A 24,799-nucleotide genomic window follows, 5' to 3' on the forward strand; every position below is an offset into this window, starting at 1 on the left:
CTGATAATTGCCCGGGTTCAGGGACAGGGGGAGCGGTAGGCGACGTTCGCGACCTGCCCGCGCCAGACGGCTTCGGTGAGTCGGCCGGTGGACGCGCAGATCCGGGCGGCCACGGTCTCGGTGTCGAGGTCCCACACGCCGAGCTGGCCGTTGTCGGTGACGATCACGAGCTGTTCACCGCGCGGGTGCAGGACCACCTGCCGGTCGCGGCCGTCGGCGGGGCCGAGCGGGCCGATGTATTTGCGCGGCGTGTGGGGGTCGTCGAGATTCCACAGGCCGGTCGTGCCGTCGTCGCTCGACACCGCCAGCTCGGTGCCGTCCGCCGATGTGGATATCCAGCTGAGCGGCCCGACTTCGGTGCGGACCGCGTCGACGAGCGGGGTGAAGACCTCGGGTGTGTCGGTGTCCCACAGGCCGAAGCGATCGTCTTTGGTGACGGCGAGAGTCCGGTTGTCGGGCAGGAACTGGGACGGTTGTACGACGGTGCTGAGTTCCACGTCGGTCTCGGCGATCAGACGAGGATGCACCGGGTCGTCCAGATTCCAGATCTGGCGGGTGTAGTGCTGCCAGTCGCTGCGGTGGTCGACGAGCATCACTTCGACCAGGCTGCCGTCGAGGCTGAAGGCGTCACCGACGAGCTTTCCGAAACTCGCGGTGATCGGCGACCCGAGAGGCTTCGGCGCGCTGCGGTCGGTGACGTCCCACATGTGGACCGAGTCGGTGAAGGTCAGCAGCATCCGGTTGCCGTTGACAGTCGAGCTCTCGGCCTCGCCGGTCGGCCAGCTGGGCAGTTGTCGTGGATGACGCGGATCGTCGAGGTCGAAGACGATCCGGCGCTTGCCGACCTGGTCGTGCAGGCTCAGCGTGCGTCCGTCCGGACTCAGCACCGGGTTCGACAGCGCCAGTACGTTCGGGACCGTGGTCAGCCGGGTCGGGCGGCGCGGGTCGGTGGTGTCCCAGATCGTCACGTCGCCGGTCCGGGTCACCATGGCCATCCGATCTCCTGCTCGATCGAACACCGGACCCGAGGGCAGCCGGGGAAACACGTCGATCGTCGATCGGGGCAGTGTCCAGGTGCGCAGCAGGCCGTCGTGCCCCGCTCCGATGAGTATCGGTTCGCCCGGGAGGAAGAACATCGACGTCGGTCCGCCGCTGCACAGGGAGACCCTGGCCTGTGGGCAGGCGGCCGGGCTCACCGACAGGGCCGGGCCCGCTTGCACGGGTTGGGCCGGGTCGGTGATGTTCCACAGCCGCGCGGCCTCGTCGGAGCCGGTGGCGAGGAGGTGCCCGTCCTGGTGGAAAGCGATCGAGGCCAGCACGTCGTTGTCGACACGAGTCGAGGCGCCGAACGTGTGCGGGTGGTGCGGATCAGTGATGTCCCAGAGTTCGAACTGACTCGACGGTGCGCTGCTGGTGTGCTTCACGCCGTGCGTGCCGATAGCCAGGCGGGTGCCGTCCGGGCTGAGGGCGACCGCTTGGAGGACGTCGGTGCCGGATGTGGCGATCGGCGGCCCGATGGGACGCGCAGCGGCGGTATCCCACAACTGCACGAAATCGGGGACGCCGGTGTCGAAGGTGGCGGACCCGACGGCTAGCAGCGTGCCGCCGGGGCCGAATTCGACGGAATGGTTGTCACCGGAGAGCGGACGGGTGAAGGTGCGCACAGGTCGTGACCGATCGCGGATGTCCCAGAGGGTAAGCGTCGAGGCGTCGATTTCGGCGAGTCGCGTTCCGCTCGGATCGACGGTGAGTGTGTCGCTTCGCAGGGTGTCGAAGGTGTGGATCAGGCGGGGAGACTCGGGGCGAGCGAGGTCCCACAGCTGGGTACCGGAATTGCCGAGGGTGACCGCGTCGGTGCTACCCGGGATGAATTCGAGGTGGTCGGTCCGCGTTCCGAGTGAGGTGGTGAGCCGGCGTGGCCGTGCGGGATCGCGCAGATCCCAGAAGGCGGTGTCGCCGGCGTAGTCGATCGACACCAGTAGTGCGTCGGCCGCGCGATGAGCCAGCGTGGAGACGCCGCGCTCGTGGGCGGGCACGCTGACGGCCAGGGGTGAATCCTGGCTGTTCAACAGCTGGGTGCGCGTCGCGATGTCAGGCCGGATTCGATACGCGGCCAACAGGAATTGCGCCGAGATCGACGGGTCGCTGCTCCTGGTCCGGTGGGCCGCGGCCACCAGTTCGGCGTAGTCGCGGTCCAGTGCCCGCTGATCGGCGAGCCTGCTGCGGTCGACGGCGATGACACCGGTGGCGAGCAGGGCGATCACGACGGCGACCGCCACGATCCGCCAGCGTCCGCCGTTGCGTGCCGCTCGCCGCGAAGCTTGGAGGAAGGCGCGTACACGCGGACTGAGGGGGGCGCCGCCGGTGTGCTCGTTCGCGTTGTCGAGTCGGGTACCGCGATACAGCAGCGCCGAATCGTGTCTCGCCGACTCCCACTCGGTCGCATCGTGTTCGAGCCGCTGTCGGACCAGGTGCCCGACCCGGTCCGTATCGATCCAGCCGCGTAGCCGGGGCCACGCGGTCAGCACGATCTCATGGGAGAACTGCACCGAGCCCGCGTCGAGGGCGATCAGTCTGCTGGTCGCGAGGACTTCGAGCGCTTCCGCTGAGGCATCGGGATCGCCGCTGCGGCCGAGCAATTCGGCACGGTCTACCGTTCGCCGGGTGTCACGCCCGTCCTGTCCGACGGTGACGAGCGAGCCGAGCAACTCCTGAGCGGCGCTCTGCTGCCCCGGAGTGAGCTCGCTCCAGGCGAGTTCGGCGGTCTCGGCGACCGAGCCGGCGACACCGCCCGCTTTGCGGTAGCCGGCGACGGTGAGTTTGCGACCCTCGCGCTGCTGCCAGGTCGCGGCCATCACGTGTGAGAGCAGTGGCAGCGCCCCTGGGTCGTAGCCGTCGGCGCTGAGGTGCCCGCCGAGCCCGCGCAGTTCGGTGAGCACCAGTTCTTCCAGACCTGGCTCCAGGGTGAGCCCGGCGGCGGCCGCCGGTCCGGTGATCGCGTGCGAGACCTCGTCCATGGACATCGCGCCGAGCAGGTAGCTGTTGCGCTGCAGACTGTTCCGCACTATCGGATAGTGCAGGCATTGTTCGTAGAAGTCGGCACGCAGCGCCAGAACGATCGTCACCGAATCGGGTAGGTCGGCGAGCGCGGACAGGAATGCCGAACGTTCGGCTTCGTCCTGGCACAGGGTGAACAGTTCCTCGAACTGGTCGACGATCAGGACCCGTAGGCCGTCGGTCAGTGTCGCCGCGAGTCCGGCGGTCGGCGTCGATCCCGGTGTCATGGTCGCGGCGGGTAGGTCGATCGTGGGTCGCAGACCCGCCGCCAGCAGCGAGGACTTGCCCGCCCCCGACGCGCCGATCAGGACGACGACGCCGGTGGTGGCGCGCACCAGGTCGACGAATTCGGTGGTGGCCTGCTCACGTCCGAAGAACAAGGTGTGCTCCTCGGGGAGATAGGCGCGCAGGCCGGGGTAGGGGCAGGCGTCGCCGTCGGTGGCGGCCGCTGTCCAGGTGACCGACTCCTGCCACAGGCGTCGCCATTCGTGCGGGTCGGCCAGGCCGCGCGGTAGGTCGCGTTGAGACTTCTCGGTCAGCTCGACGAGCGTGAGGACCACCGGCAGCAGCGATTCGAAGCGAGCGGGCACATTGCGCCCGGCCTTCCAGTCGCTGATCCGCTGCGGCGACGGCGTGCCGGCCTGGGTGCCGCGCATGCGACGCTCGGTGGCCGAGGCGACCCGGCGCAAGGTCGGATTGCCTGCCACGGCATAGAGTTCGGCGAACCGCTGCGCGAAAATCGCACGTGGCGAGGAACTCTGCGCGTCATTGATGGTCAATGAACCCCCCGTTCGATGAAAACGACCGAGGGCCATGCTATTCGGATCGACCGGGACCCGGCGACTCGCCGGGCCCCGTGCGGATCACAGGAACATGGTGTCGCCGAAGATCGAGTTCGTCGCCTTCACCTGTCCGGTGCCGGCGGTGACCGTCGCCCACGAGTAGACGTTGAGCGGTCCACCGCAGTTGCCCACCATCAGATGGAAGTCACGGTTCACCAGATAGGTGGTGCCCGAACCGAGCGACATCGATCCCACATCGATCTTCTTGATCTCGCCCGGCGCGAGCGACAGGCTCAGATCGATACCGGCCGAGATCGACGGGCCGATATCGGCGGACACATCCGGACCGGACGAGCCGAACCCGATGCCGGCCCCCGCGCCGACCGAGACGCCACCGTCGAGCCCGACCGACAGCGTCAGATCCACCGCGCAGGCGACGAGATAGCCGGAGGTGACCTCACCGGTCGCGCCGAGCGGTGCGGTGACGTAGGCGGTGTTGTCGAGGAACACCTCGCGATTGGTCGGCATCGCGTTGAGCGGCGGGACCAGCCGGTAGGACTCCTCGGTATGGCCGAGGGTGAGTTCGAAGCCGGCGGGCCCGTGATAGGTCGTCTCGTGCGGTGCCATCGGTGTAGCCGATGCGATCGGTGTCATCCCGAGGGTGCTCAGTCCGATAGCGGCGGCACCCAGCACGGTGGTGATGATGTTCACTTGTTCCTCCCCTGAAGCGGCGGCCGCAGTTCCGGCCTGCCATCAACGTAGGAAGAGCCTGTGCGGCCGGGCTTTCGGCGCGACCGCGCATCGGCTTAAAAGACCTGCTGAGGACCCTGGGTTCAGGTTTCCGGTCCGGCGGTCCGGCACCGGCGTCGCGGTCCGGCACCGGATCGGACATATACCCAGGTAGAGCGTAATTTCTGTCCGGACCGGACAGCTCGCCGCGCAGGTCAGCGGCGGATCGCCGACATCGGGGACGAGATCAGGGACTTTCCTGATGTCGACACCCCGTCGCGCGTGCCAGTATCGAGAGCATGGATCCGTCTGTTTCCGCCCGCACTGCCGCCCAGGGGTCCGCGACCCCGTCCGGGCCCGGCGCCGCCGCCGGGAACAACGCCACCCACGGGCCTTCCGACGGCCCGGGCGCAGCGGCGAATCCGCGGTTCGGTTGGCACCGGCCGCGTGGTTTCGTAGAGCGCTCGTTCGGGGGTGAGCCGGTGGTCTATGGGCCGCCGCAGCACTACGCGCCGCCGCCGCAGTATCGGAGCGCGCCGGGTTACGCCCAGTATCCGCAGGGTTATGGCGTGCCGCGCGGCTATCGGCCCATGCTGCCCGTCCCCGGCCCCGAGCCGGTGGGTGCGCCGATGCCGGAGACCCCGCGCCTGGTCCGCCGCAGTGGTGGGCGGGTGGTGGGTGGAGTCGCGGGTGGTCTGGCCGACCATCTCGGTGTCGACGTGATCAAGGTGCGGCTGGCGTTCGTCTTGCTGTCCGCGCTGGTCGGCGCGGGACTGGTGGCGTACGGGCTGCTGTGGATCTTCACTCCCGGTGGCGCGGACGCGGCGAAACCGACCGGTGACGAGCGCAGGCAGGCGATCGGGCTCGCCCTGCTCGGGCTCGGACTCGCGGTGACGGTGGGGTGGTTGTTCCAGGGGACCGCGGCGAAGGTGATCGCGCCGATCGTGGTGGTGGCGGTCGGCGCCGCGCTGGTGTGGCGCGAATACGATGTCGCCGCGCCGGGGCCGCGGGCCCTGTTCGGGCTGCCCGCGCGACCCTCGGTGGTCACCTGGTCGCGCATCGTGGCCGGGGCGACGCTGATCGTGGTCGGGCTCGGTGTGGTGGTGCTGGCCAGGATCGATCTCAGTTCGCTCGGGTCGGCGCTGATCGCGGTGGCGGTCACCCTGGTCGGCGCGGGTCTGCTGACGGTGCCGCTGTGGCTGCGCATGGTCCGCGCGCTCAATGCCGAGCGCGGCGCCCGCATCCGCAACGAGGAACGCGAGGAGATCGCCTCGCACCTGCACGATTCGGTATTGCAGACGCTCGCGCTGATCCAGCGCCAGGCCGAGGATCCGCAGGAGGTGCTTCGCCTGGCCCGCAGTCAGGAGCGTGAACTGCGCAAGTGGCTCTTCGACGACACCGCACCCGCCCAGTCGAGCCTGGCCACCGCGCTGCGCACCATCGCGGGCGAGGTGGAGGACCAGCACGGTGTGAAGGTCACCCCGGTCACCGTCGGCGATGTGGCGATGGACCCCGGCGACACCGGCGCGGGCCTGCCCAAGGAGCATTTCACCGCCCTGCTCGGCGCCACCCGTGAGGCGCTGGTCAACGCCGCCAAGCACGCCGAGGTCCCCGAGATCGACCTGTTCGCCGAGACCGAACCCCACCAGGTGAGCATCTTCGTGCGCGACCGTGGCGCCGGTTTCGACGTGTCGGCGGTGCCTGCCGATCGGCGCGGGGTGGCCAAGTCGATCTGTGCCAGAATCGAGCGCCGCGGCGGTACCGCCGTGATCGACTCGACCCTCGGGCGTGGCACGGAGGTGCGGATCGTCATGCCGCGCACCGACTCCGGGACCTCCGAGCCGGACGAGGTCGCGAGCGACGACGCGCCGACCACCGCAGGCCCGGATGACCACGCGCCGACGCGGGATCATCCGGCCGATCACTGAGCGCGATCGCACCGACCCGGGGCGATCTCGGCGCCCGGACGCCGCGGTGTGGTACCGATGACAGCAGGTCGATCGAGCGGTTCGAATGAGGAGTCTGGTAGTGAGTGTGCGGGTGTTCCTGGTCGACGATCACGCGGTTTTCCGGTCGGGGGTGCGGGCCGAGCTGAGCCGGGAGACCGACATGGAGGTCGTCGGTGAGGCCGGGGCAGTGGCCGAGGCGATCGCCGGGATCGATGCCACGAAGCCGGACGTGGTGCTGCTCGACGTCCACATGCCCGACGGTGGTGGAGTGGCGGTGCTGAGCGGGATCGCCACGGGGCCGGTGTGTTTGGCGTTGAGTGTGTCCGACGCGGCCGAGGATGTGATCGCGGTGATCCGGGCGGGGGCGCGCGGGTACGTCACCAAGACGATTTCCGGTGCCGAGCTGGCCGACGGTATCCGCCGGGTCGCGGGTGGGGACGCGGTGTTCAGTCCGCGGCTGGCCGGGTTCGTGCTCGATTCGTTCACCGGGCGCTCGCCGGTCCCCGAGCCGCCGCTCGATCCCGAATTGGATTCACTCACCCCGCGCGAGCTGGAGGTGCTGCGCTTGCTGGCGCGTGGATACACCTATCGGGAGATCGCCGAATCCTTGTTCATCTCGGTGAAGACCGTGGAGACGCACGCGTCGAATGTGCTTCGTAAGACGCAACAGTCGAACCGGAACGCGCTGACTCGATGGGCGCATCGACGCCGCATCGAGTGAAGCTCGGCTCTACATCACGGCGATGATGATCGCGATCAGGATGATCAGGCCGATCAGCACGCCCGCGCCGATGGCGAGGGGGGCGCCGTTGGGGAGGTTGTCGACGAAGCTGCCGGTGCGCTGCTGGGGTGCGGCGGCGGTGGCGCCCACCGGCGCGCGGTGCGGGCGCGGGAGGGGGGAGGAATTGTGGCTACGCAGGCCGCTGGCGGAGTTACGGGTGGACCAGGCCGGGATGGTGCCGTCCTCGGTGCGCAGCGGCACACCGAGGATGTAGGCGCCGGTGCCGGGGCCGAAGGCGGCGGTGAGGATTTCGTCGCGGGCCTCGGCCATGGTGGGGCGGCGCTGCGGCGCGGGCTCGAGCATGTGCAGCAGCGGCTGGGTGAGGATGCCGCTGCGGGTGGGCGGGATGATCCGGCCCATCGCGGCCGCGGCGACGACGTCGTGCTCGTCGGAGTCGAAACCGAACGGCGGCTGGCCTTCGAGTGCGGTGTAGAGGGTGGCGCCGAGGGAGAACACGTCGCTGGCCTCGGTGGGCCGGGCGCCGCGCGCGACCTCGGGCGGCAGGTAGGCGGGGGTGCCGGTGATCACACCGTCGGGTTCGTCACCCTGGGTGTCGCCGGCGCCGCGCGAGATGCCGAAGTCGCTGAGTTTGGCCAGGCCCACACTGTTGCCGCGGTCGGCGACGAGGATGTTGCCCGGCTTGATATCGCGGTGCACGATGCCCGCGGCGTGCGCGGCGGCCAGCGCGTCGGCGACCTGCGCGCCGATCTGGGCGACCTCGACCGCGGGCAGCGTGTCGACCAGCGCGAGCGCCTTGGCCACGCTGCGCGAGGGTAAGTACTCCATGACGAGCCACGGCTCGCCCGCTTCGATCACCACGTCGTGCACGGCCACGGCGTGGATGTGCGACAGCTTGGCGGCCACTCGGCCCTCGTGCACGATGCTGCTGCGGATTCGCTCGGCCTCGGCCGCGCTCAGTCCCGCGGTGGACAGCACCTGCTTGATCGCGACTTCCCGGTTCAGCAACCGATCGGTCGCGAGCCAGACCGCACCCATGCCACCCCCGCCCAGCTTGGACTGCAGGCGGTAGCGACCCGCGACCAGGTAGTCGGGGCCGATATGGGGACGAGCACGTTCGGTCACGGGTGCGAGGGTAGCCGAATATGGCGCTGACTGGCCGGGATCTCCGGGGTGCTGCGCGGTGGACACGGGGTGGGGGTGGGTGTCACGCTGGTCGCTATCGAACGTATATTCGAATACGATCGATAGCTGAAACGGTGCTGCCGTTTCGGCGCAGGGCGGTTTTCCGCTCGCGGGTCCATCGTGGAAGTAGGTGGTGTTGATGGGTTCGGAAGCGTTGTCGCCCGATGCGGGCATGATCGACGAGCTGCGCAGGCGGATGGCCGCGGTCCCGGGCCGTGGTGAGTCCGCGACCGGGCATATGCCACGTGAGCAGCCACTACGCCGAGATCTGCTGCCTGTTCCGCCCCCACTCGCCGATCTGTTGCCCGATGGTGGGCTGCCGAAAGGCGCGGTCGTCGCCTACACCGGCGCACACTCCCTGCTGACGGGAATGCTCGCCGCCGTTACCGGGAGCGGCGGCCACGCCGCGGTCGTCGGCCTGCCCCGGCTCGGTTTGCTGGCCGCTGCCGAGATGGGTGCCGAGCTGTCCCGGTTGGCGGTGATCACCGACCCCGGCCCCGACCCCGCCGAAGTGGCCGCGGTCCTGCTCGACGGCCTCGACCTGGTAGTCCTCGGCCTCGGCGGCCTCGCTGTTCCTCCGTCGCGCTGCCGCGTCCTCGCCGCCCGCGCCCGCAATCGCGGTGCCACCCTGGTGGTCGCGGGCGAATGGGCCAACCCGACTCTGCGCCTGGACTCCCGCGTCACCGGATACCGCGGCCTCGGCCCCGGTCGCGGCCGCTTGCGCTCGGTCTGCCTCGACGTGCGCGTGAGCGCCAAGGCCGGCCAGACCCGCCACGGCCGCATGGACCTGTGCGCCCAGGTCGGCCGCACCGAATGGCTGCCCCGCGAAACCGTCAGCGGTGCACCGGAAGTCACCGCGCTACACGAGGCCGTCTCATGACCGCCGGGCCGTTGTCAGGTTCCGGCCGATGGGCGTGAGGGGATCCACCGACTGTCCGGCGGCCGCCCGGACGATCGCCGCGGGTCTCCCGTTCGTTCCCGAGTCGCTCTCGGCACACCGTTGCGGTTACCGATCGCCTACCGCATTCGTGGTGGGTGGCTCGTTCGGACGTGGCGTGGCGTGTGGATCGGTGGCGTCGTCGTGACGCGCGTTGAGCGGGTGCTCGCGGTGTGGTGCCTGGACTGGCCCGCGGTGGCGGCGGCCGCGGTGGAGGGGGTGTCGGCGGAGCGACCGATCGCGGTGTTGCGGGGAAGTTCGGTGGTGGCGTGTTCGGCGATCGCGCGGGCCGAGGGTGTGCGGCGGGGGATGCGACGGCGGGATGCGCAGGGATGTTGCCCGGAACTTGTTGTCGTGCAGGATGATCCGGATCGCGATGCGCGGTTGTTCGAGCCGGTGGTCGGCGCTGTCGACGAGACGGTGCCCGGCGTCGAGGTGTTGCGGCCCGGGCTCATCGTGCTCGGGGCACGCGGTGCCGCACGGTATTTCGGCTCCGAGGAGGCCGCGGTGGTGCGGTTGATCGACGCGGTCGCCGTGGCGGGAGCCGAGGCGCAGATCGGGATCGCCGATGCCATGTCGACAGCGGTGATCGCGGCACGGCGCGGGGCGATCGTGGCGCCGGGGGAGGGCGCGGAGTACCTCGCTGGGCTCCCGGTCGCGGAGCTGGCGGTGGAGCCGAGCCTGGCCGCACCGCAGCGCGCGGAGCTGGTCGACCTGTTGCGCCGCTTGGGTTTGCGCCGCATCGGCGACTTCGCGCGCCTGTCTCCCGCCGAAGTGGCCTCCCGGTTCGGCGCCGACGCCGTGCTTGCCCATCGCACCGCCCGCGCCCTGCCGGAACGTCCACCGTCGGCGCGCCGCCCCGCTCCGGAACTGACCGTCGAGCTGGCCTGCGACCCGCCCATCGACCGGGTCGACGCGGCCGCCTTCGCGGGCAGGCAGCTGTCCACCCGGCTGCACGCGGTGCTGTCGGCGGCGGGGGTGGCGTGCACCCGGCTCGCCGTGACCGCGCGCACCGAGACGGGTGAGGAGCTCACCAGGATCTGGCGCTGTGCTCGCCCACTCACCCCCGCCGACACCGCCGACCGCGTCCGCTGGCAACTCGACGGCTGGCTCACCCACCGCGCCCGCCCCACCGGCCCGATCGTCGCGCTCACCCTGGAACCGGTCGAGGTGGTCGCCGCCGGTGCGCTGCAACTCGGTCTGTGGGGTGGTGAGGGCGAGGAGACCGAGCGCGCCCGCCGCGCCCTGGTCCGCGTGCAGGGGCTGCTCGGTGGCGAAGCGGTCCGCATCGGCGTGCTCAGCGGCGGGCGCGGGCCCGCCGAACGCATCACCATGATCGCCCTCGGTGACGAGCTGACCCCCGCCGCCGACCCCACCCAGCCCTGGCCGGGTCGTCTCCCCGAACCCGCTCCCACGCTGCTCCTGCTGCACCGCCCGGTCGTGCACCTGACCGCCGCCGACGGCGCCCCCGTCCTGGTCACCGATCGCGGCCTGTTCACCGCCGTCCCCACCCGTCTGCGCTGGGGCAGCAAGCAGTGGGCGCTGCTGGGCTGGGCGGGCCCCTGGCCGATCACCGAACGCTGGTGGTCCACGGCCGAGCCCACCTCCCTGGCCGTACGCGTCCAAGTCCAGCTCGATGCCGACCCCACCGAGATCCGCGCCGTACTGCTCGTCTACGACGCGATGCACTGGCACGCCGAGGGCGTCTACGAGTAGCCCACCGCCCCGGTTCTAGAGTGAAACGACGCTTGTCCGGGACAGTCCCGGAAGGCTCGGTCGTGGGAGGAGCGCTGTGAACCCGTTCGAGGGCATGCTGTGTACGGCGGCCGCTGCCGATCTTCCGCTGCTCGGTACCGCGGGACATTTCACCGGATGGCTGTGTATCGAGCATCCCGGTGCGTGGGGCGGTGATGTGATCGGTGATGAAGTGCTCGGTCCGGAGATCACCGCCGAGCTCGCGGCGCGTACGTCGGCGGCGCAGGTCCGGCCGACGCTGATCCGCCGCCCCGGCCGCAACGAGTTCACCGGTACCCGCACTGTGTTGCTGGTCAGTTCGCGCCCGGAGGGCTCCTGGTGTGAGCGGTTCGAGATCACCGACTTGCGCCAGCTCTTCGACATCGACCTGCATCTCGTCGACGGTCCGGCGCCGGGAATCGGTGTGCGCGTGGATGATCCGGTGGTCCTGGTCTGCGCGCACGGCAAACGCGACCAGTGCTGCGCCCTGCTGGGCCGCCCGATCGCCGCCGCCCTCGCCGCCGACTACCCGGGCCGGGTCTGGGAGGCCTCGCACACCGGTGGTCACCGCTTCGCCCCCGCGGTCGTCCTGCTTCCCTCCGGCCTCACCTACGGCCGCGTCGACGCCACTGCCGCCAAAGCGATGCTCGCGGCGGCCGACGTCGAGGAGGTCTCCCTGACCGGTCTCCGTGGCCGCAGCTGCTACCCCCCGATCTCCCAGCTCGCCGAAGTGGCCGTGCGCGAGCAGGTCCCGGCCGATGCCACCGCTCTCACCGTCCAGCCCGACCCGGCCCCCACGCACGACCCGACCGTGGCGGGCGCCGCCATCGTCACTCACCGCGACGGCCGCCGCTGGCGCGTCACCGCCCGCACCGTCCCCGCCGCCCCGCGCCAAGCCAGCTGCGGTGCCGCCCCCAAACCGGCCACCTACTTGGAACCCGCTGCGATAGAACAACTTCCCGCGCTGTCTCGCGCGCAGTCCGAACGTCCCACGGATCGCTGACTCATCGACTGCGGACGACTCGGCTTCCGGGCAAGCTTCACAGTGGACTACTGGAACTACGGCGCGGTGGCCCTCCCGCACGTCGTCCGACGGGCTTAACGTCGACTCCATGATCGACATCCGGGAAATCGGCGAGGACGAAACCGGGCTGGCGGGCCCGGCTCTACTGGAGCTTCGCCCACGGTGGGAGACGGCATCGCGCCTGATCGAGTTCATCGATAACGAACTCCGCCCCGCGGGCTACCGTCTCATCGGGGTCTTCGAAACGGGTTCCCCCGCGGCACTATCGGTGGCAGGGTTCCGCGAATCCCACTCCACCGCCTGGGGCCACCACCTCTACATCGACGATGTCTCCACCCTTCCCGTGGCGCGCGGTCGAGGCCATGCCGACAGCCTGATCGACTGGCTCACCGCCGAAGCTCGGCGTCTGCGGTGCACGGGGGTCCACCTGGACTCCGGCGTCGGTCCTACCCGAGCCGCCGCCCATCGTCTCTATATGCGCCGTCATCTGACCATCACCGCCCACCACTTCACCCTCGACCTGCAGTGAATCGTGGCGGACCCGGCGGCACTGAATCCATGTGGGTGCGAGACGAACCGAGTGACTACGCGGGGGTCACCAGTGTGTGCCGGGTACCCAGCGGGCCGCGCGGCGCAGGGCGGTGCCGGTGGCTTTTCGGGCGGCGGAAGGGGTTTTCGGATCTGCCCGGGGTGCCGGTGCGGGGGCCGGGGTGTCTTCGGCCGATTCGCCCTTGGCCGCAGGGGAATCCGGCAGCGCGCGGTAGTAGCGGTGCAGGATACGGTCGCGAAGTTTGGGGGTGATGATGCCGCCGTATTCGGCGAGGGTGCCGAGGGGAACATCGATGCGTTTGGGACGTTCGGTGAGGGCGCGCACGATCGTGCCCGCGGCCCACTCGGGGGATTCGGACGGCCCCTGGTCGCCGCTGGGGGCGATCATCGGGGTGCGCACCAACGGCATGTGGATGGTGGTGAAAGTGACTCCGTCGGCGAGGGTTTCGACCGAGGCGACCTCGGTGAACTTGTCCAGGGCCGCTTTGCTGGCGAGGTAGGCGGCGAAGCGAGGGGTGGCCACCTGCACGCCGGCGCTGGAGATGTTGACGATGTGGCCGAAGCCGCGTTCGCGCATCTGTGGCAGCAGCGCGAGGGTCATCCGCAGCGCGCCGAAGTAGTTGACCGCCATGGTGCGTTCGAAGTCGTGCAGGCGATCGGTGGAGCGGTGGATGGCGCGGCGGATGGACCGGCCCGCGTTGTTGACCAGCATGTCGACGTGGCCGTGCTGGTCGAGGATCGCTTTGACGGCCGAGTCCACGGATTCGGAGTCGGTGACATCGCACGGGTAGCCGTAGGCCTGCCCGCCCGCGTCGACGATCTCGGCGACCACCGCGGCCAGTTCGTCGGCGCGGCGCGCGAGCAGGAACACCACACCGCCCTTGTCGGCGACCGAGAGTGCGGCGGCCCGTCCGATCCCGGACGACGCACCGGTGATCACGACATGCCTGCCGGTGAGATCGCGCCGCTTGCGGCCCCGTTCACCTGGAGAAACCTGAGACATCACTGCTCCTTTGCAGCTCGTTGCCTCGAACTTACTCCAAAGTAAGTTCGAGGGCCAGGGTCGCCGGAAAACTCGAAAATATGTTCGAGTGGCTCTCGCTAATGTTCGAACGTATGTGCGATACTGATGCACATGGCGGACGATCGGATGGCGGACATCTATGCCGCGGTGCGGCTCGGCGGTGGCGACCCTGATGCGGCGCGCGCGGCGCTGACCAGGCTGTGGAGTGAGATAGGGGAAGGCGGCGACCCATTGCATCGCTGCGTGGTGGCACATCACCTGGCGGATGTGCAGGAGTTGGCGGAAGGTGCCTTGCTGTGGGACCAGCGGGCGCTGGCCGCGGTGTTCGGGCCGGGCATCCCGCTCGACGAGGGGCTGCGCGGGTTCCTGCCCTCGCTGTATCTGAACCTGGCCGACAGTCATCGCCGCGTCGGTGACTTCGAGATGGCGCGGATGCAATTGGCCATCGCGCGCGGGCACCTGGATGTGCTCGCCAACGATGCCTACGGCGCGGTGATCCGCACCGGTCTGAGCCATGTGGAGGCGGCGCTGGAATCGCGGTCGATGGAGCGCTTGCCCGCGAATTGAGTAGTCCGCCAAGGGGAAAGGGCGCGGTGATGCGGGGGTCGTGAGAGGAGCGGGTGCATGGGCTGGAGCAACGGTCCGCCGACCTGGTCGGAGCTGGAGCGGGTGCTCTCGGGCAAGCCGAGCGGCAGGCCTACGCAAGACTTGCACCCGGGCGACGGCGGCGACAGTCCGGCCTGGTCACGTAAACGCGGCGAGTACCACGCCGCCGAGCTCGACCGGCCGACCGGCCCGACGGTGCCCTACGCGGAGCTGCACACCCACTCCGCCTACAGCTTCCTCGACGGGGCGAGTCAGCCGGAGGAGCTGGTGGAGGAGGCGGTGCGGCTCGGTCTGGAAGCGCTCGCGCTCACCGACCACAACGGGTTCTACGGGACCGTCCGGTTCGCCGAGGCGGCCAGGGAATGGGGAATGCCAACGGTTTTCGGTGCCGAACTGTCACTGGGAACCGATGCGGAGGCGGCGCCGGGCCGAGGGGATGCGGTCCGGCGCCGTTCTGTCCCTCGGGGCGGGGTGCGTTTCATGCCGGGTCGAACGCAGGCGCGCGAAGCAGATACTGATGGGCCGAGCGGGGACACGGCTGACGGCGGTCTGCGCGATGCCGGCGGTTCGGCCGAGCCGCGAAACGGGCACGCGAACGCGCCGGACTCAGTGCCGCGCACTGGATCTCCTGACCCTGACGGTCCGCATCTGCTGGTCCTCGCCAGGGGCCAGGAGGGTTATCGGCGGCTGTCGCGAGAGATGGCGGCGGCGCATATGGCCGCGGGGGAGAAGGGTGTTCTGCGATACGACCTGGACGCCCTCACCGCGGCGGCGGGCGGGCACTGGCATATCCTCACCGGCTGCCGGAAAGGCCACCTGCGCACCGCGCTCGAACACGATCTGCGCGGTGGCGATATCCGGCTACCGAAAGCCGAAGCGGCCCTGCGGGATCTGCTCGAACGATTCGGCGCCGATCGGGTGAGCGTGGAGCTCACCCATCACGGCATCGCCACCGATGACGAGCGCAACGCGCTGCTGATCGCGCTGGCCGATCGGCTCGATGTTCCCGTACTCGCCACCACCGGTGCGCATTTCGCCTCTCCGGCGCAGCGTCGCCGGGCGATGGCGCTGGCCGCGATCCGCGCCAGGAGCAGTCTCGACGAGATGGCGGGCTGGCTCGCGCCCACCGGCGGCGCGCACCTGCGATCGAGTGCGGAGATGGCGCACCTGTTCGCCGACTATCCACACGCGGTGGCGAACGCGGCGGTGCTGGCCCGCGAATGCGCGTTCGACCTGGGGTTGATCGCCCCGAAGCTGCCCCCGTTCGACGTGCCCGCCGACCATGACGAGAACTCGTGGCTGCGCGAGCTCGCCCTGCGTGGTGCCGCCGAGCGCTACGGGCCGCCGGCGCGGAACCCGCAGGCGTACCGGCAGCTCGAGCACGAGCTCGCGGTGATCGAGAAGATGGAGTTCCCCGGCTATTTCCTGGTGGTGCACGACATCGTCGAGTTCTGCAAGAACAGCGACATCCTGTGTCAGGGCAGAGGCTCGGCCGCCAACTCCGCGGTCTGCTACGCCATCGGCATCACCAATGTCGACCCCGTCGCCAACCAGCTGTTGTTCGAGCGGTTCCTCTCGCCCGAGCGCGACGGACCGCCCGATATCGATGTCGACATCGAATCCGACCGCCGCGAGGAGGCCATCCAGCACGTCTACGCCAAGTACGGTCGCGACTATGCCGCCCAGGTGGCGAATGTGATCACCTATCGCGGCAAGTCCTCGGTGCGCGATGCCGCACGCGCACTGGGCTTTTCACCGGGGCAGCAGGACGCGTGGAGTAAACAGGTGAGCCGCTGGTCCGGGGTGGCCGCCGAGACGGGCACCGATATCCCGGACGCCGTGCTCGAGCTCGCGGGCGAACTCGACGGTTTGCCACGGCATCTGGGGATCCACTCCGGCGGCATGGTGATCTGCGATCGGCCGATCGCCGACGTATGTCCGGTGGAGTGGGCGCGGATGGCCGGGCGCAGTGTGTTGCAGTGGGACAAAGACGACTGCGCCGCGGTCGGTTTGGTGAAATTCGACCTGCTCGGCCTCGGCATGCTCTCGGCGCTGCACTACATGATCGACCTGGTGCGCGAGCACAAAGGCGAGCAGGTCGAACTGCACGCGCTCGATCTCACCGAAGCCGGTGTCTACGAGATGCTCTCGCGCGCCGACTCGATCGGGGTGTTCCAGGTGGAGTCGCGCGCGCAGATGGCGACATTGCCCCGGCTGAAGCCGCGTACCTTCTATGACCTGGTGGTGGAGGTGGCGCTGATCCGGCCGGGGCCCATCCAGGGCGGTTCGGTGCACCCCTACATCCGCAGGCGCAACGGCAAGGAAGCGCCGGTCTGCGATCATCCCGCGCTGGAGAACTCACTCGCCCGCACCCTCGGTATTCCGTTGTTCCAGGAACAGCTGATGCAGATGGCCATCGACGTGGCCGGTTTCAGTCCCGCCGAAGCCGACCAGTTGCGCCGCGCCATGGGTTCCAAACGCTCGCCGGAGAAGATGGAACAGTTGAAGGACCGCCTCTACCAGGGCATGCGGGACCTGCACGGCATCACCGGCGCTCTCGCCGACCGCATCTACGAGAAGCTCTACGCCTTCGCCAATTTCGGTTTCCCCGAGAGTCATTCGCAGAGTTTCGCCTCGATCGTGTTCTATTCGTCGTGGTTCAAGCTGCACCATCCGGCGGCGTTCTGTGCCGGGCTGTTGCGTGCGCAGCCGATGGGTTTCTACTCGCCGCAGTCGCTGGTCGCCGACGCCCGCAGGCACGGGGTGCGCGTGCACGGCCCCGACATCAACGCCAGCTGTGCCGAGCCCACCCTCGAGAACGCGGGCACCGAGATCCGGCTCGGCCTGTCGGGTGTGCGGCACATCGGCACCGACCTCGCCGAGCGCATCGTCGCCGCCCGTGCCGAACACGGCCCCTTCACCTCGATGCTCGACCTCACCGGTCGCGTGGAACTCACTGTCGCCCAGTCGGAATCGCTCGCAACGGCGGGAGCGCTGGACGTTCTGGTCGATACCGAACCGCGCGCTGCCGGCGCTGCGACACACGAACCGTTCACCGGCGACAGCCGGAGTTGGGCAGCAACACCTGCCGCGCGAGCTTTGGACGCGGATCATCGAGTGCTCGAACAAGGTTACGGCCCGCCGGATTCAGCTGTGCCAAAGGATTCGCGTGGCAGCAGCGTGCGCAGGGCGGCATTGTGGGCGGCGGGCGCGGCGGCTGTGGAACGTCCGGATCGCCTCCCCGGCACCGGTCCAGCCACTGTCGCCCCGGCGCTGCCCGGCATGAGCGCACTCGAACTCGCCGCCGCCGATGTCTGGGCCACCGGCATCTCGCCGGGCTCCTATCCCACCGAATTCCTTCGCGCCCATTTGAACTCACTCGGGGTGGTGCCCGCGTGCGATCTGTTGCTAGTCGAGGACGGTGCCCGCATCCTGGTGGCGGGCGCCGTCACCCACCGTCAGCGCCCCGCCACCGCCGCGGGTGTCACCTTCCTCAACCTCGAGGACGAGACCGGCATGGTCAACGTCGTCTGCTCGGTCGGCCTGTGGACCCGCTACCGCCGCCTCGCCCAGAACGCCACCGCCCTGCTCATCCGCGGCCGCATCCAAAACGCCGAGGGCGCGGCCAGTGTCGTCGCCGACCACCTCGAACACCTCGACCTGACCATCGTGGCCCGCTCCCGTGACTTCCGCTGAGTTTTTGGAGCGCTGGCGCGCTCGAGCGGGGCCCCTGAGGCCCCGATCTTCCCTCCCTCCGGGTACTCCTTCGTCGCACCCTCCGGTCAGTCCAGATCGGGGCGGGCCCCTTTTGGTAGGGACATACAGGGGTTACCCGGCCCAGGGTGTGCACGCATGGGGTGATGTGTCCGCCTAGTTGAACGCCAGCCGGGGGTCCGCTGACGCACTACGCTGCGAACATGCGCAAGCTTGCCGTGGTGATGATCGCGTTGCTCGGACTCGTGTTCCTGGTGGGGTGCGGCGACGACGACAGCGAGGACCGTGCCGGTAAGGCGTCCTCGCCCACTGTCATGGGCGGGCCCGCTCCCGCGGTGACGCCCGGTTTCCGGGAGGGCGCCCCGCAGCAGGACAGCCCGGCGCCGACGGATCAGTCGAACCGGAAAGAGGTGATCACCGGGTCGGTGGATGTCACCTCGGGGGACCCGATCGCCGCCGCCGCGACCGTCACCGAGCAGGTCCGCGCCGTCGACGGCCGGATCGACAGCCGCACCGAACAGCCCGGCACCGACAAGCGTGCCGCTCGAGCCGTGCTCAGTGTGCGGGTGCCCGCCGACAAGACCGACGCCTTCATCACCGGGCTCGGTGGGGTGGGCTCGGTGACCGGGGTGAGCACCAACCGCGACGATGTCACCATGCAGTGGCAGGACCTCGACGCCCGCATCCGCGCCCTGCAAGCCTCCGTCGACCGGCTCAAAGCGCTGATCACGAGCGCCACCAACACCGCCGACCTGATCGCCGCGGAGGCGGCACTGTCGAGCAGGCAGGGCGAACTCGACAGCCTCACCGCGCAGAAACGCAGCCTCGACGATCAGGTCGCGCTGTCGACGCTCACCATCACCCTCACCGCCGACGACAAGAACGCACCCGGCGACCCGGACAACTTCTGGGACGGCATCGTCTCGGGCTGGCACTCGCTGATCGACTGGTTGCAGGACGCGATCGTCTTCGTCGGCAAGGCCGTACCGTGGCTGGGCTTCCTCGCGGTGATCGGCGGATTGCTGTATGCCGCACTGCGATTGCTGCGCAGGCGCCGTCGCACCGCAGCGCACGTGTCCACCGCACCCGCACCCGCACCCGCAGCCACCGCTCCCGCGCCTACCGCACCGGCAGCCACCGCTCCCGCGCCTACCGCATCCGGGGCCACCGCATCCGAGGTCGGCGCATCAGGCGCACCCGAATCGGCAGCATCCGGGAAGGAGACCCCCGGTGCCCACAGTGCGGGCGACGATCAAACCGAACAGCCGTAAAGGCCCACTCGTAGAAACCGCCGAAGACGGCACTCTCACCCTCTACGTCCGCGCCCCGGCGGTCGAGGGCAAGGCCAACAAGGCCGCGATCGAACTACTCGCCGATCATTTCGGCGTAGCCAAGTCCGCCGTTCGGCTGACCGCCGGCGCCACCTCACGGTTCAAGCGATTCGACATCGACTGAGTCAGACCGCGCCCGGAAAGCCCAGCTGCCGCCAGGCCTCGTACACCGACACCGCCGCCGCGTTCGACAGATTCATCGACCGCCGCCCCGGCAGCATCGGAATGCGCACCTGCTCGGTGATCTGCGGATCGGCCAATACTTCCGCGGGCAGCCCGGTGGGCTCGGTGCCGAACAGCAGCGCGTCGTTGTCGCGATAGGCGATATCGGTGAAACGTGTGGTGGCCTGGGTGGTGAAGGCGAACACGCGGCCGGGCCGGATCGCCGCGAACGCCGTCGCCAGGTCGGGATGCACGGTCACCACCGCGAGGTCGTGGTAGTCCAGTCCGGCCCGGCGCAGCTTGGACTCCGAGAGGTCGAAGCCGAGCGGTTCGATCAGGTGTAGCGCGCAGCCGGTCCCCGCGGCCAACCGGATCGCATTGCCGGTATTGGGCGGAATCACGGGCTCGTGAAAGATCAGGTGCAGCACAGCGGACCACTCTGTCATGCGCCACCCCGTCCGCGCGCAGGCGGTATCTGGAACAATCGGGCTCGTGAACGAGGCGGAGACGACCGGCAAGCACCGGGTCGCGCGGTTGAGCGCGGGGGAGCAGTACCTGCGCAGTCATCTGCCGATGACCGTGGTGACCGCGCTGATCGTGATCGCGGTCGGCTTCGTCGCGTGGGATCGGTGGCGTCGCGGCGCGCTGATCTTCGGCAGCGCCGCCCTGGTGGCCGCCGCGTTCCGGCTGTGCCTGCCGACCGTGCAGGTGGGATTGCTCGCCGTGCGCAGCCGCCCGTTCGACGTGGCGGCGCTGACCGCGCTCGGCAGCGCCATCGTTTTCCTGGCCGCCACGATCAACACCCTCGGCGTCAGCTGAGACAGAACCGGCCGCGTCGTTCGACGCGGCCGGTTCTGTCTCAGGGTTCAGGCGGAGGTCTTGTCCCACAGGCTGCGGGTGCCGTTGCTGCCGTAGAGCGCGCGAGCATCGCCCGGGCTGATCGTCGCCCGGGTTCGCGGTGGCGCGGTGCGCTCGTGGGCAGCCAGGATCTGTCCGGTCAGCTTCGCGACGTACGGGGCAGCCATGATCAGCCCACGATTGCCGCGACGTGCGGCCGCCCAGACGATCGCCTTCCCCGGGACACGCACGGAGGCATCGACAACGCGGGGCATGTCGAATCGGCCGAGCTCGCGCATCCAGGCGGGCAGCGTCGAGATCGTCGCCAGCGACAGCACCCGACCACCGGCGGCGAACGTCATGCCTTTGCTCACCGACGGCCACAGCAGAAAGTGCATGGCCTCCACGGCCCGCTCGCTGACGCACAACTGCGGCCGGACGCGTTCGAAGTAGGCGCGCACCTCGGCCCGATTGCGCGGTACATCCGCGGGCTTGCAGGTCTGCAGTTCGGCGGCGATCACGCATTCGGCCCAGTACCGGTCCTCCTCGGCGGGACTCAGCGGGCCGGGTCCGAACATCTCGTAGGCCTTGAGGACCGAATGCCACCCGGTGACATGGATCCACAGCTGGGAGTCGGGGTTGTTGGCGCTGTAGCGCTTGCCGCTGATCGGTTCGATGCCCGTCATCGGCGCGTGCACCTTCATCAGGTGTTCGGATGCCTGGACGGCGGTGCGGCCGTCACCGAGCGCGACCAGCAGGAAGTAGGACAGCGTGTGGTCGAGGCGGGTGGCGGGATTGTCGTAGATCCCGTGTGAATCGGCGACCGCGGCGGTCAGGAACGGATCGAAGTGCTCGAGGGTGACCGCGCGCTGGAATCCGATCAGCGCGGTCGGCGCCGCCCACACCTTCCAGGTGGGGGAATCCGGCCCGAAGAAGCCGTAGTCGTCGCGACGCAGAGTCGACGCATCGAAAGCCATTGCACATGCCCCTTTGCAGTGCGAGAAACAGTTGAATACAACACCACCGTAGCAATGGCTCGACGTGAATACAACGGTTGCGTAGGATTTGTGCCGACAGGGTCGGCGGGTATCGTCGGCGAGCGAAAGGCAGGTGGGCGGTGACCTCGACGCAGGAGCAGCGACCTCGACGCCGCTATGCGCCGCGCCTGCCGCCGGAGCAGCGCCGCGCGCAACTTCTCGACGCCGCGTTCACGGTCCTGGGCCGGATGGAACTGCACGAGTTGAGCATGGAGGCCGTCGCGCAGGAGGCGGGCGTCGGAAAACCTGTGCTGTACACGGTGTTCAAGACCCGCGCCGAACTCGTCGAAGCGCTGCTGGAACGCGAACGGGAACGCGGACTGGATCAGATCGCCGACACGCTGCCCGAAGACCTGCTCGGCGCCGATCCGTTGGCCGCCGCCTCGGCGACCGTCGAAGCGTTCGTCGGTGTGGCACTGGCGAATCCGACCCGCTGGCGGCTGATCCTCGCCACCCCGGCGAGTGCGCCCGACGAATATCGCGCGGCGCTTCGTGCTTCGCGCGCCGAGATCTTGGAGCGCGCGGAATCGCTTGTCCGCATGGGTATCTCCGTGCTGCCGCGATGGTCGGGCATGGATGCCGGACTACTCGCGAACTCGACCCTCACCATTGCCGAAATGCTCGGTCGACTGGGGGTCAGCGAGCCGGAAGAGTATCCGCGCGAACGACTTCAGGCCTACGTTCGCTCGATCGTCACTCTGCTGACCGGGCCCTGACGGCTCAGCGGTTCTCCCGCGCCAAGCGCATCGTCTCGGTGAGCAGCTTCGACACGGCGGCCGCCTCGGTGAGGAACCCGTCGTGCCCGTCGCGGGAGTGCACGATCTCGAGACCCGCGCAGCCCGGCAGTCCTTCGGCCAGCTCGGCCTGGGTGTGCAGGGGGTACAGGCGATCCGAGTCGACTCCGCCGACCACGCACGGCACCGCGGTGGAGGCCAGCGCGGCGGCGACGCCGCCGCGCCCGCGCCCCACGTCGTGGCGATTCATGGCCTCGCTGAGCAGTACATAGGTGGCCGGATCGAAGCGCGAACACAGCTTGTCGGCCTGGTGCTCGAGGTAGCTCTGCACCGCGTACCGTCCACCGGTCCACGGGTCCTCGTCGCCCTGTGCCTTGTTGGCGAAGCGGTGGTCGAGTTCGCCCTCGGTGCGGTAGGTCAGGTGCGCGATCCGCCGGGCCAGCCCCATGCCGGTCATCGGCGCGCGACCGGTGCCGTGATAGTCGCCGCCCTGCCAGTCGGGATCGGCCGTGATGACGGCCATCTGGGTGGTCTGGGTGCCGATCTGGTCGGCGGTGGCACGGGCGCCCACGGCCAGCACGAGCGCGGCCGAAACCCGCTCCGGCAGGCCGATGATCCACTCGAGCACCCGCATGCCGCCCATCGAGCCGCCGACGACAGCGCCGAGCCGCTCGATCCCGAGCACCTCGAACAACTGCGCTTCGGCTTTCACCTGGTCACGGATGTTCAGCTCGGGAAACCGCGCGCCCCATGGCTTTCCGTCGGAGGCGAGTGAGGACGGGCCGGTGCTGCCCTTGCAGCCGCCCAGCACGTTGGTCGCGATCACACACCACTCGTCGGTGTCGATCGGCGCGCCGGGCCCGACCATGCCCTCCCACCAGCCGGGCGCCCCGTCGGGCCCACCGACGACATGGGAGTCGCCGGTGAGCGCGTGTTCGACGAGCACCACGTTGTCCAGGGTGGGCGAGAGCTCGCCCCAGCGTTGCACCGCCAGCCGCACATCGGGGACGACGGCGCCGTTCTCCAGCGCCACATCCCCGATGGCGACCAGGCCGACGCGCCCGTCCGGCGGCGGCAGCAGGGCCACCCCGGTTCCTGGTCGGGCGATCGGCGATTCGGTGCTCACAGTCACGTCGTCGCCGCCGCGAACCCGGCCCGCAGATCGGCCAGAATGTCGTCGATTCCCTCGATGCCCACCGCGAGCCTGACCAGGCCGGGAGTGACGCCGGCCGCCAGCTGCTCTTCGGGCGTCAACTGCGAGTGCGTGGTCGACGCCGGGTGAATCACGAGTGAACGCACATCACCGATGTTAGCTACATGGCTGTGCAGGCTGAGCGCGTCCACGAACTTCTTGCCCGCGTCGACGCCGCCTGCCAGCTCGAACGCCACGATCGCGCCCGCACCCTTGGGCGCCAGCTCCTTGGCTCGCGCGTACCAGGGCGAGGACTCGAGGCCCGCGTAGAACACCGCGTCGACGCCCGGCTGCTCGGCGACGAACTTCGCGACCGCCTCGGCATTGCTGACATGCCGTTCGACCCGCAGGCTCAGCGTCTCGATGCCCTGGGCGATGAGGAACGCGTTGAACGGCGAGACCGCGGCACCCAGATCGCGCAGCAACTGCACGCGAGCCTTCAGCGCGAACGCGGGCGCGCCCAGATCGGCGAACACCGCACCGTGGTAGCTGGGGTCGGGCTCGGTGAAGCCGGGGAAGCGCGCGTTGCCGTCGGCGTCGCGCACCGTCCAGTCGAAGGTGCCGCCGTCGACGATCACGCCCGCCACGGCCGCACCGTGCCCACCCAGGTACTTCGTCGCCGAATGCACGACGATGTCGGCGCCGTGGGCCAGCGGCTGGATCAGGTAGGGGGTGGCGACGGTGTTGTCCACGATCAGCGGAAGGCCGTTCGCGTGCGCGACACCGGCGATGCCGGGAATGTCGAACACCGCGCTGCTCGGGTTGGCGATGGTCTCGCCGTAGAACGCCTTGGTGTTCGGCTGGATCGCGGCTTCCCACTGCGCGAGGTCATCGGGATCCTCGACGAACGAGACCGTGATTCCCAGTTTGGGCAGCGAGTAGTGGAAGAGGTTGTAGGTGCCGCCGTAGAGGTGCGGGCTGGACACGATGTGGTCGCCCGCGCTCGCCAGGTTCAGGATCGCGTAGGTCTCCGCGGCCTGGCCCGAGGCCAGCAGCAGCGCCGCGACGCCACCTTCGAGGGCGGCCACGCGCTGCTCCACCGCGTCCTGGGTGGGGTTCATGATCCGGGTGTAGATGTTGCCCGGCTCGGCGAGACCGAACAGCGCGGCGGCGTGATCGGTGTCGCGGAAGGTGTAGGAAGTGGTCTGGTAGATCGGCAGCGCCCGCGCGTTGGTGCTCGCGTCGGGAGCTTGGCCCGCGTGGACCTGCTTGGTCTCGAAGGACCAGTTCTCGGGCAGGGAAGAGTCAGTCATGTCGTGCTCCAAATGGGTGTCAGCCGGGGGATCTCGTCAACTGGGTCGGATCGACTGGCAACAACACATGGGGGCCTCCTGCAGTGCGCGCTTGCTCTCGACTTTCGAGAGCCCGGTCATCACCCGGAGCACCCCACCGCAGCTGGAGGGTTGCCGACCAGCGAGCCGGGGCTTGGCGCTGGTACTCATGACCTTGCCGTCATGTTAACCGGAGATCTCCCGCA

Annotated in this window: 19 protein-coding genes, 1 pseudogene and 1 riboswitch; of the genes and pseudogenes, 12 read left to right on the forward strand and 8 right to left on the reverse strand. The window is 69.3% G+C overall.

What is annotated here, in order from left to right; all coding sequences use genetic code 11:
• Nucleotides 1-17 precede the first annotated feature (17 nt).
• A complete protein-coding gene (locus ACWDXS_RS33860; RefSeq protein WP_449972129.1) occupies nucleotides 18-3,836 on the reverse strand; it encodes an nSTAND1 domain-containing NTPase in 3,819 nt (1,272 codons plus the stop codon).
• An 84-nt stretch (nucleotides 3,837-3,920) separates the two neighbouring features.
• Nucleotides 3,921-4,550 carry an MspA family porin gene (locus ACWDXS_RS33865; protein ID WP_449972132.1) on the reverse strand — a complete coding sequence of 210 codons (630 nt, stop codon included), beginning with the start codon at nucleotides 4,548-4,550 and terminating at the stop codon, nucleotides 3,921-3,923.
• 608 nt (nucleotides 4,551-5,158) lie between these two features.
• On the opposite strand from ACWDXS_RS33865, the gene ACWDXS_RS33870 reads away from it, so the two are divergent.
• Together ACWDXS_RS33870 and ACWDXS_RS33875 are read left to right on the forward strand one after the other, a co-directional pair.
• A complete protein-coding gene (locus ACWDXS_RS33870; RefSeq protein WP_379312785.1) occupies nucleotides 5,159-6,496 on the forward strand; it encodes an ATP-binding protein in 1,338 nt (445 codons plus the stop codon).
• Between the two features lie 85 nt (nucleotides 6,497-6,581).
• Nucleotides 6,582-7,238 (forward strand): response regulator, encoded by a 657-nt coding sequence (locus ACWDXS_RS33875; protein WP_379312782.1) that lies wholly within the window; start codon nucleotides 6,582-6,584, stop codon nucleotides 7,236-7,238.
• A gap of 9 nt (nucleotides 7,239-7,247) precedes the next feature.
• On the opposite strand, the gene ACWDXS_RS33880 is transcribed toward ACWDXS_RS33875, so the two are convergent.
• A complete protein-coding gene (locus ACWDXS_RS33880; protein ID WP_378996856.1) occupies nucleotides 7,248-8,381 on the reverse strand; it encodes a serine/threonine-protein kinase in 1,134 nt (377 codons plus the stop codon).
• 199 nt (nucleotides 8,382-8,580) lie between these two features.
• Here ACWDXS_RS33880 and ACWDXS_RS33885 point away from each other — a divergent pair, with 199 nt between their 5' ends.
• The 4 genes from ACWDXS_RS33885 to ACWDXS_RS33900 all read left to right on the forward strand — a co-directional run bounded on the left by ACWDXS_RS33885 (nucleotide 8,581) and on the right by ACWDXS_RS33900 (nucleotide 12,665).
• Nucleotides 8,581-9,321 (forward strand): hypothetical protein, encoded by a 741-nt coding sequence (locus ACWDXS_RS33885; protein WP_378996854.1) that lies wholly within the window; start codon nucleotides 8,581-8,583, stop codon nucleotides 9,319-9,321.
• Between the two features lie 201 nt (nucleotides 9,322-9,522).
• Nucleotides 9,523-11,094, forward strand: coding sequence for a DNA polymerase Y family protein (locus tag ACWDXS_RS33890; RefSeq protein WP_449972137.1), 1,572 nt, complete (start codon nucleotides 9,523-9,525; stop codon nucleotides 11,092-11,094).
• 94 nt (nucleotides 11,095-11,188) lie between these two features.
• Nucleotides 11,189-12,115, forward strand: a complete 927-nt coding sequence (locus ACWDXS_RS33895; protein WP_449972217.1) for a sucrase ferredoxin — start codon at nucleotides 11,189-11,191, stop codon at nucleotides 12,113-12,115.
• A gap of 109 nt (nucleotides 12,116-12,224) precedes the next feature.
• Nucleotides 12,225-12,665, forward strand: coding sequence for a GNAT family N-acetyltransferase (locus ACWDXS_RS33900; protein WP_449972139.1), 441 nt, complete (start codon nucleotides 12,225-12,227; stop codon nucleotides 12,663-12,665).
• Nucleotides 12,666-12,731: 66 nt separating this feature from the next.
• Here the strand turns inward: ACWDXS_RS33900 and ACWDXS_RS33905 are convergent.
• Nucleotides 12,732-13,643, reverse strand: a pseudogene (locus ACWDXS_RS33905) (SDR family NAD(P)-dependent oxidoreductase); the annotation flags it as partial.
• Between the two features lie 177 nt (nucleotides 13,644-13,820).
• Here ACWDXS_RS33905 and ACWDXS_RS33910 point away from each other — a divergent pair.
• From ACWDXS_RS33910 to ACWDXS_RS33925, 4 genes are all read left to right on the forward strand, one after another.
• Complete coding sequence (locus ACWDXS_RS33910) at nucleotides 13,821-14,276, forward strand: hypothetical protein (protein WP_379301659.1); 456 nt, start codon at nucleotides 13,821-13,823, stop codon at nucleotides 14,274-14,276.
• A 57-nt stretch (nucleotides 14,277-14,333) separates the two neighbouring features.
• Nucleotides 14,334-18,011, forward strand: a complete 3,678-nt coding sequence (locus tag ACWDXS_RS33915; RefSeq protein ID WP_449972143.1) for an error-prone DNA polymerase — start codon at nucleotides 14,334-14,336, stop codon at nucleotides 18,009-18,011.
• A gap of 221 nt (nucleotides 18,012-18,232) precedes the next feature.
• Complete coding sequence (locus ACWDXS_RS33920; protein ID WP_449972146.1) at nucleotides 18,233-19,300, forward strand: DUF4349 domain-containing protein; 1,068 nt, start codon at nucleotides 18,233-18,235, stop codon at nucleotides 19,298-19,300.
• Nucleotides 19,260-19,484, forward strand: coding sequence for a DUF167 domain-containing protein (locus ACWDXS_RS33925; protein ID WP_378635378.1), 225 nt, complete (start codon nucleotides 19,260-19,262; stop codon nucleotides 19,482-19,484). Before ACWDXS_RS33920 ends, ACWDXS_RS33925 begins: the two co-directional genes overlap by 41 nt.
• 1 nt (nucleotide 19,485) lies before the next feature.
• Here ACWDXS_RS33925 and ACWDXS_RS33930 read toward each other — a convergent pair whose 3' ends face one another.
• A complete protein-coding gene (locus ACWDXS_RS33930; protein ID WP_379301651.1) occupies nucleotides 19,486-19,968 on the reverse strand; it encodes a tRNA (cytidine(34)-2'-O)-methyltransferase in 483 nt (160 codons plus the stop codon).
• Nucleotides 19,969-20,014: 46 nt separating this feature from the next.
• Here ACWDXS_RS33930 and ACWDXS_RS33935 point away from each other — a divergent pair, with 46 nt between their 5' ends.
• Complete coding sequence (locus tag ACWDXS_RS33935; protein WP_235569656.1) at nucleotides 20,015-20,341, forward strand: DUF3017 domain-containing protein; 327 nt, start codon at nucleotides 20,015-20,017, stop codon at nucleotides 20,339-20,341.
• Between the two features lie 47 nt (nucleotides 20,342-20,388).
• Here the strand turns inward: ACWDXS_RS33935 and ACWDXS_RS33940 are convergent, their stop codons facing one another.
• Nucleotides 20,389-21,336, reverse strand: coding sequence for an oxygenase MpaB family protein (locus ACWDXS_RS33940; protein ID WP_449972151.1), 948 nt, complete (start codon nucleotides 21,334-21,336; stop codon nucleotides 20,389-20,391).
• 140 nt (nucleotides 21,337-21,476) lie between these two features.
• On the opposite strand from ACWDXS_RS33940, the gene ACWDXS_RS33945 reads away from it, so the two are divergent.
• The gene (locus tag ACWDXS_RS33945; protein ID WP_378996980.1) at nucleotides 21,477-22,112 is read left to right on the forward strand and encodes a TetR/AcrR family transcriptional regulator; all 636 of its coding nucleotides are present in this window, start codon (nucleotides 21,477-21,479) and stop codon (nucleotides 22,110-22,112) included.
• Nucleotides 22,113-22,116: 4 nt separating this feature from the next.
• Here ACWDXS_RS33945 and metX read toward each other — a convergent pair whose 3' ends face one another.
• On the reverse strand, nucleotides 22,117-23,262 hold the full coding sequence (gene metX / locus ACWDXS_RS33950) for a homoserine O-acetyltransferase MetX (protein WP_378996978.1): 1,146 nt from the start codon (nucleotides 23,260-23,262) through the stop codon (nucleotides 22,117-22,119).
• The gene (locus tag ACWDXS_RS33955; protein ID WP_449972156.1) at nucleotides 23,259-24,575 is read right to left on the reverse strand and encodes a bifunctional o-acetylhomoserine/o-acetylserine sulfhydrylase; all 1,317 of its coding nucleotides are present in this window, start codon (nucleotides 24,573-24,575) and stop codon (nucleotides 23,259-23,261) included. Before ACWDXS_RS33955 ends, metX begins: the two co-directional genes overlap by 4 nt.
• Before the next feature lie 82 nt (nucleotides 24,576-24,657).
• Nucleotides 24,658-24,768: riboswitch (SAM riboswitch) on the reverse strand.
• Between the last annotated feature and the right edge of the window lie 31 nt (nucleotides 24,769-24,799).

The organism is Nocardia sp. NPDC003183 (assembly GCF_053590715.1).

Coding starts and splice junctions, on each gene's coding strand:
- ACWDXS_RS33920 (WP_449972146.1), top strand. CDS start 18,233: ATGCGCAAGCTTGCCGTGGTGATGATCGCGTTGCTCGGACTCGTGTTC.
- ACWDXS_RS33910 (WP_379301659.1), top strand. CDS start 13,821: ATGGCGGACGATCGGATGGCGGACATCTATGCCGCGGTGCGGCTCGGC.
- ACWDXS_RS33885 (WP_378996854.1), top strand. CDS start 8,581: ATGGGTTCGGAAGCGTTGTCGCCCGATGCGGGCATGATCGACGAGCTG.
- ACWDXS_RS33955 (WP_449972156.1), bottom strand. CDS start 24,575: ATGACTGACTCTTCCCTGCCCGAGAACTGGTCCTTCGAGACCAAGCAG.
- ACWDXS_RS33895 (WP_449972217.1), top strand. CDS start 11,189: ATGCTGTGTACGGCGGCCGCTGCCGATCTTCCGCTGCTCGGTACCGCG.
- ACWDXS_RS33930 (WP_379301651.1), bottom strand. CDS start 19,968: ATGACAGAGTGGTCCGCTGTGCTGCACCTGATCTTTCACGAGCCCGTG.
- ACWDXS_RS33875 (WP_379312782.1), top strand. CDS start 6,582: ATGAGGAGTCTGGTAGTGAGTGTGCGGGTGTTCCTGGTCGACGATCAC.
- ACWDXS_RS33900 (WP_449972139.1), top strand. CDS start 12,225: ATGATCGACATCCGGGAAATCGGCGAGGACGAAACCGGGCTGGCGGGC.
- ACWDXS_RS33940 (WP_449972151.1), bottom strand. CDS start 21,336: ATGGCTTTCGATGCGTCGACTCTGCGTCGCGACGACTACGGCTTCTTC.
- ACWDXS_RS33915 (WP_449972143.1), top strand. CDS start 14,334: ATGGGCTGGAGCAACGGTCCGCCGACCTGGTCGGAGCTGGAGCGGGTG.
- ACWDXS_RS33870 (WP_379312785.1), top strand. CDS start 5,159: ATGCTGCCCGTCCCCGGCCCCGAGCCGGTGGGTGCGCCGATGCCGGAG.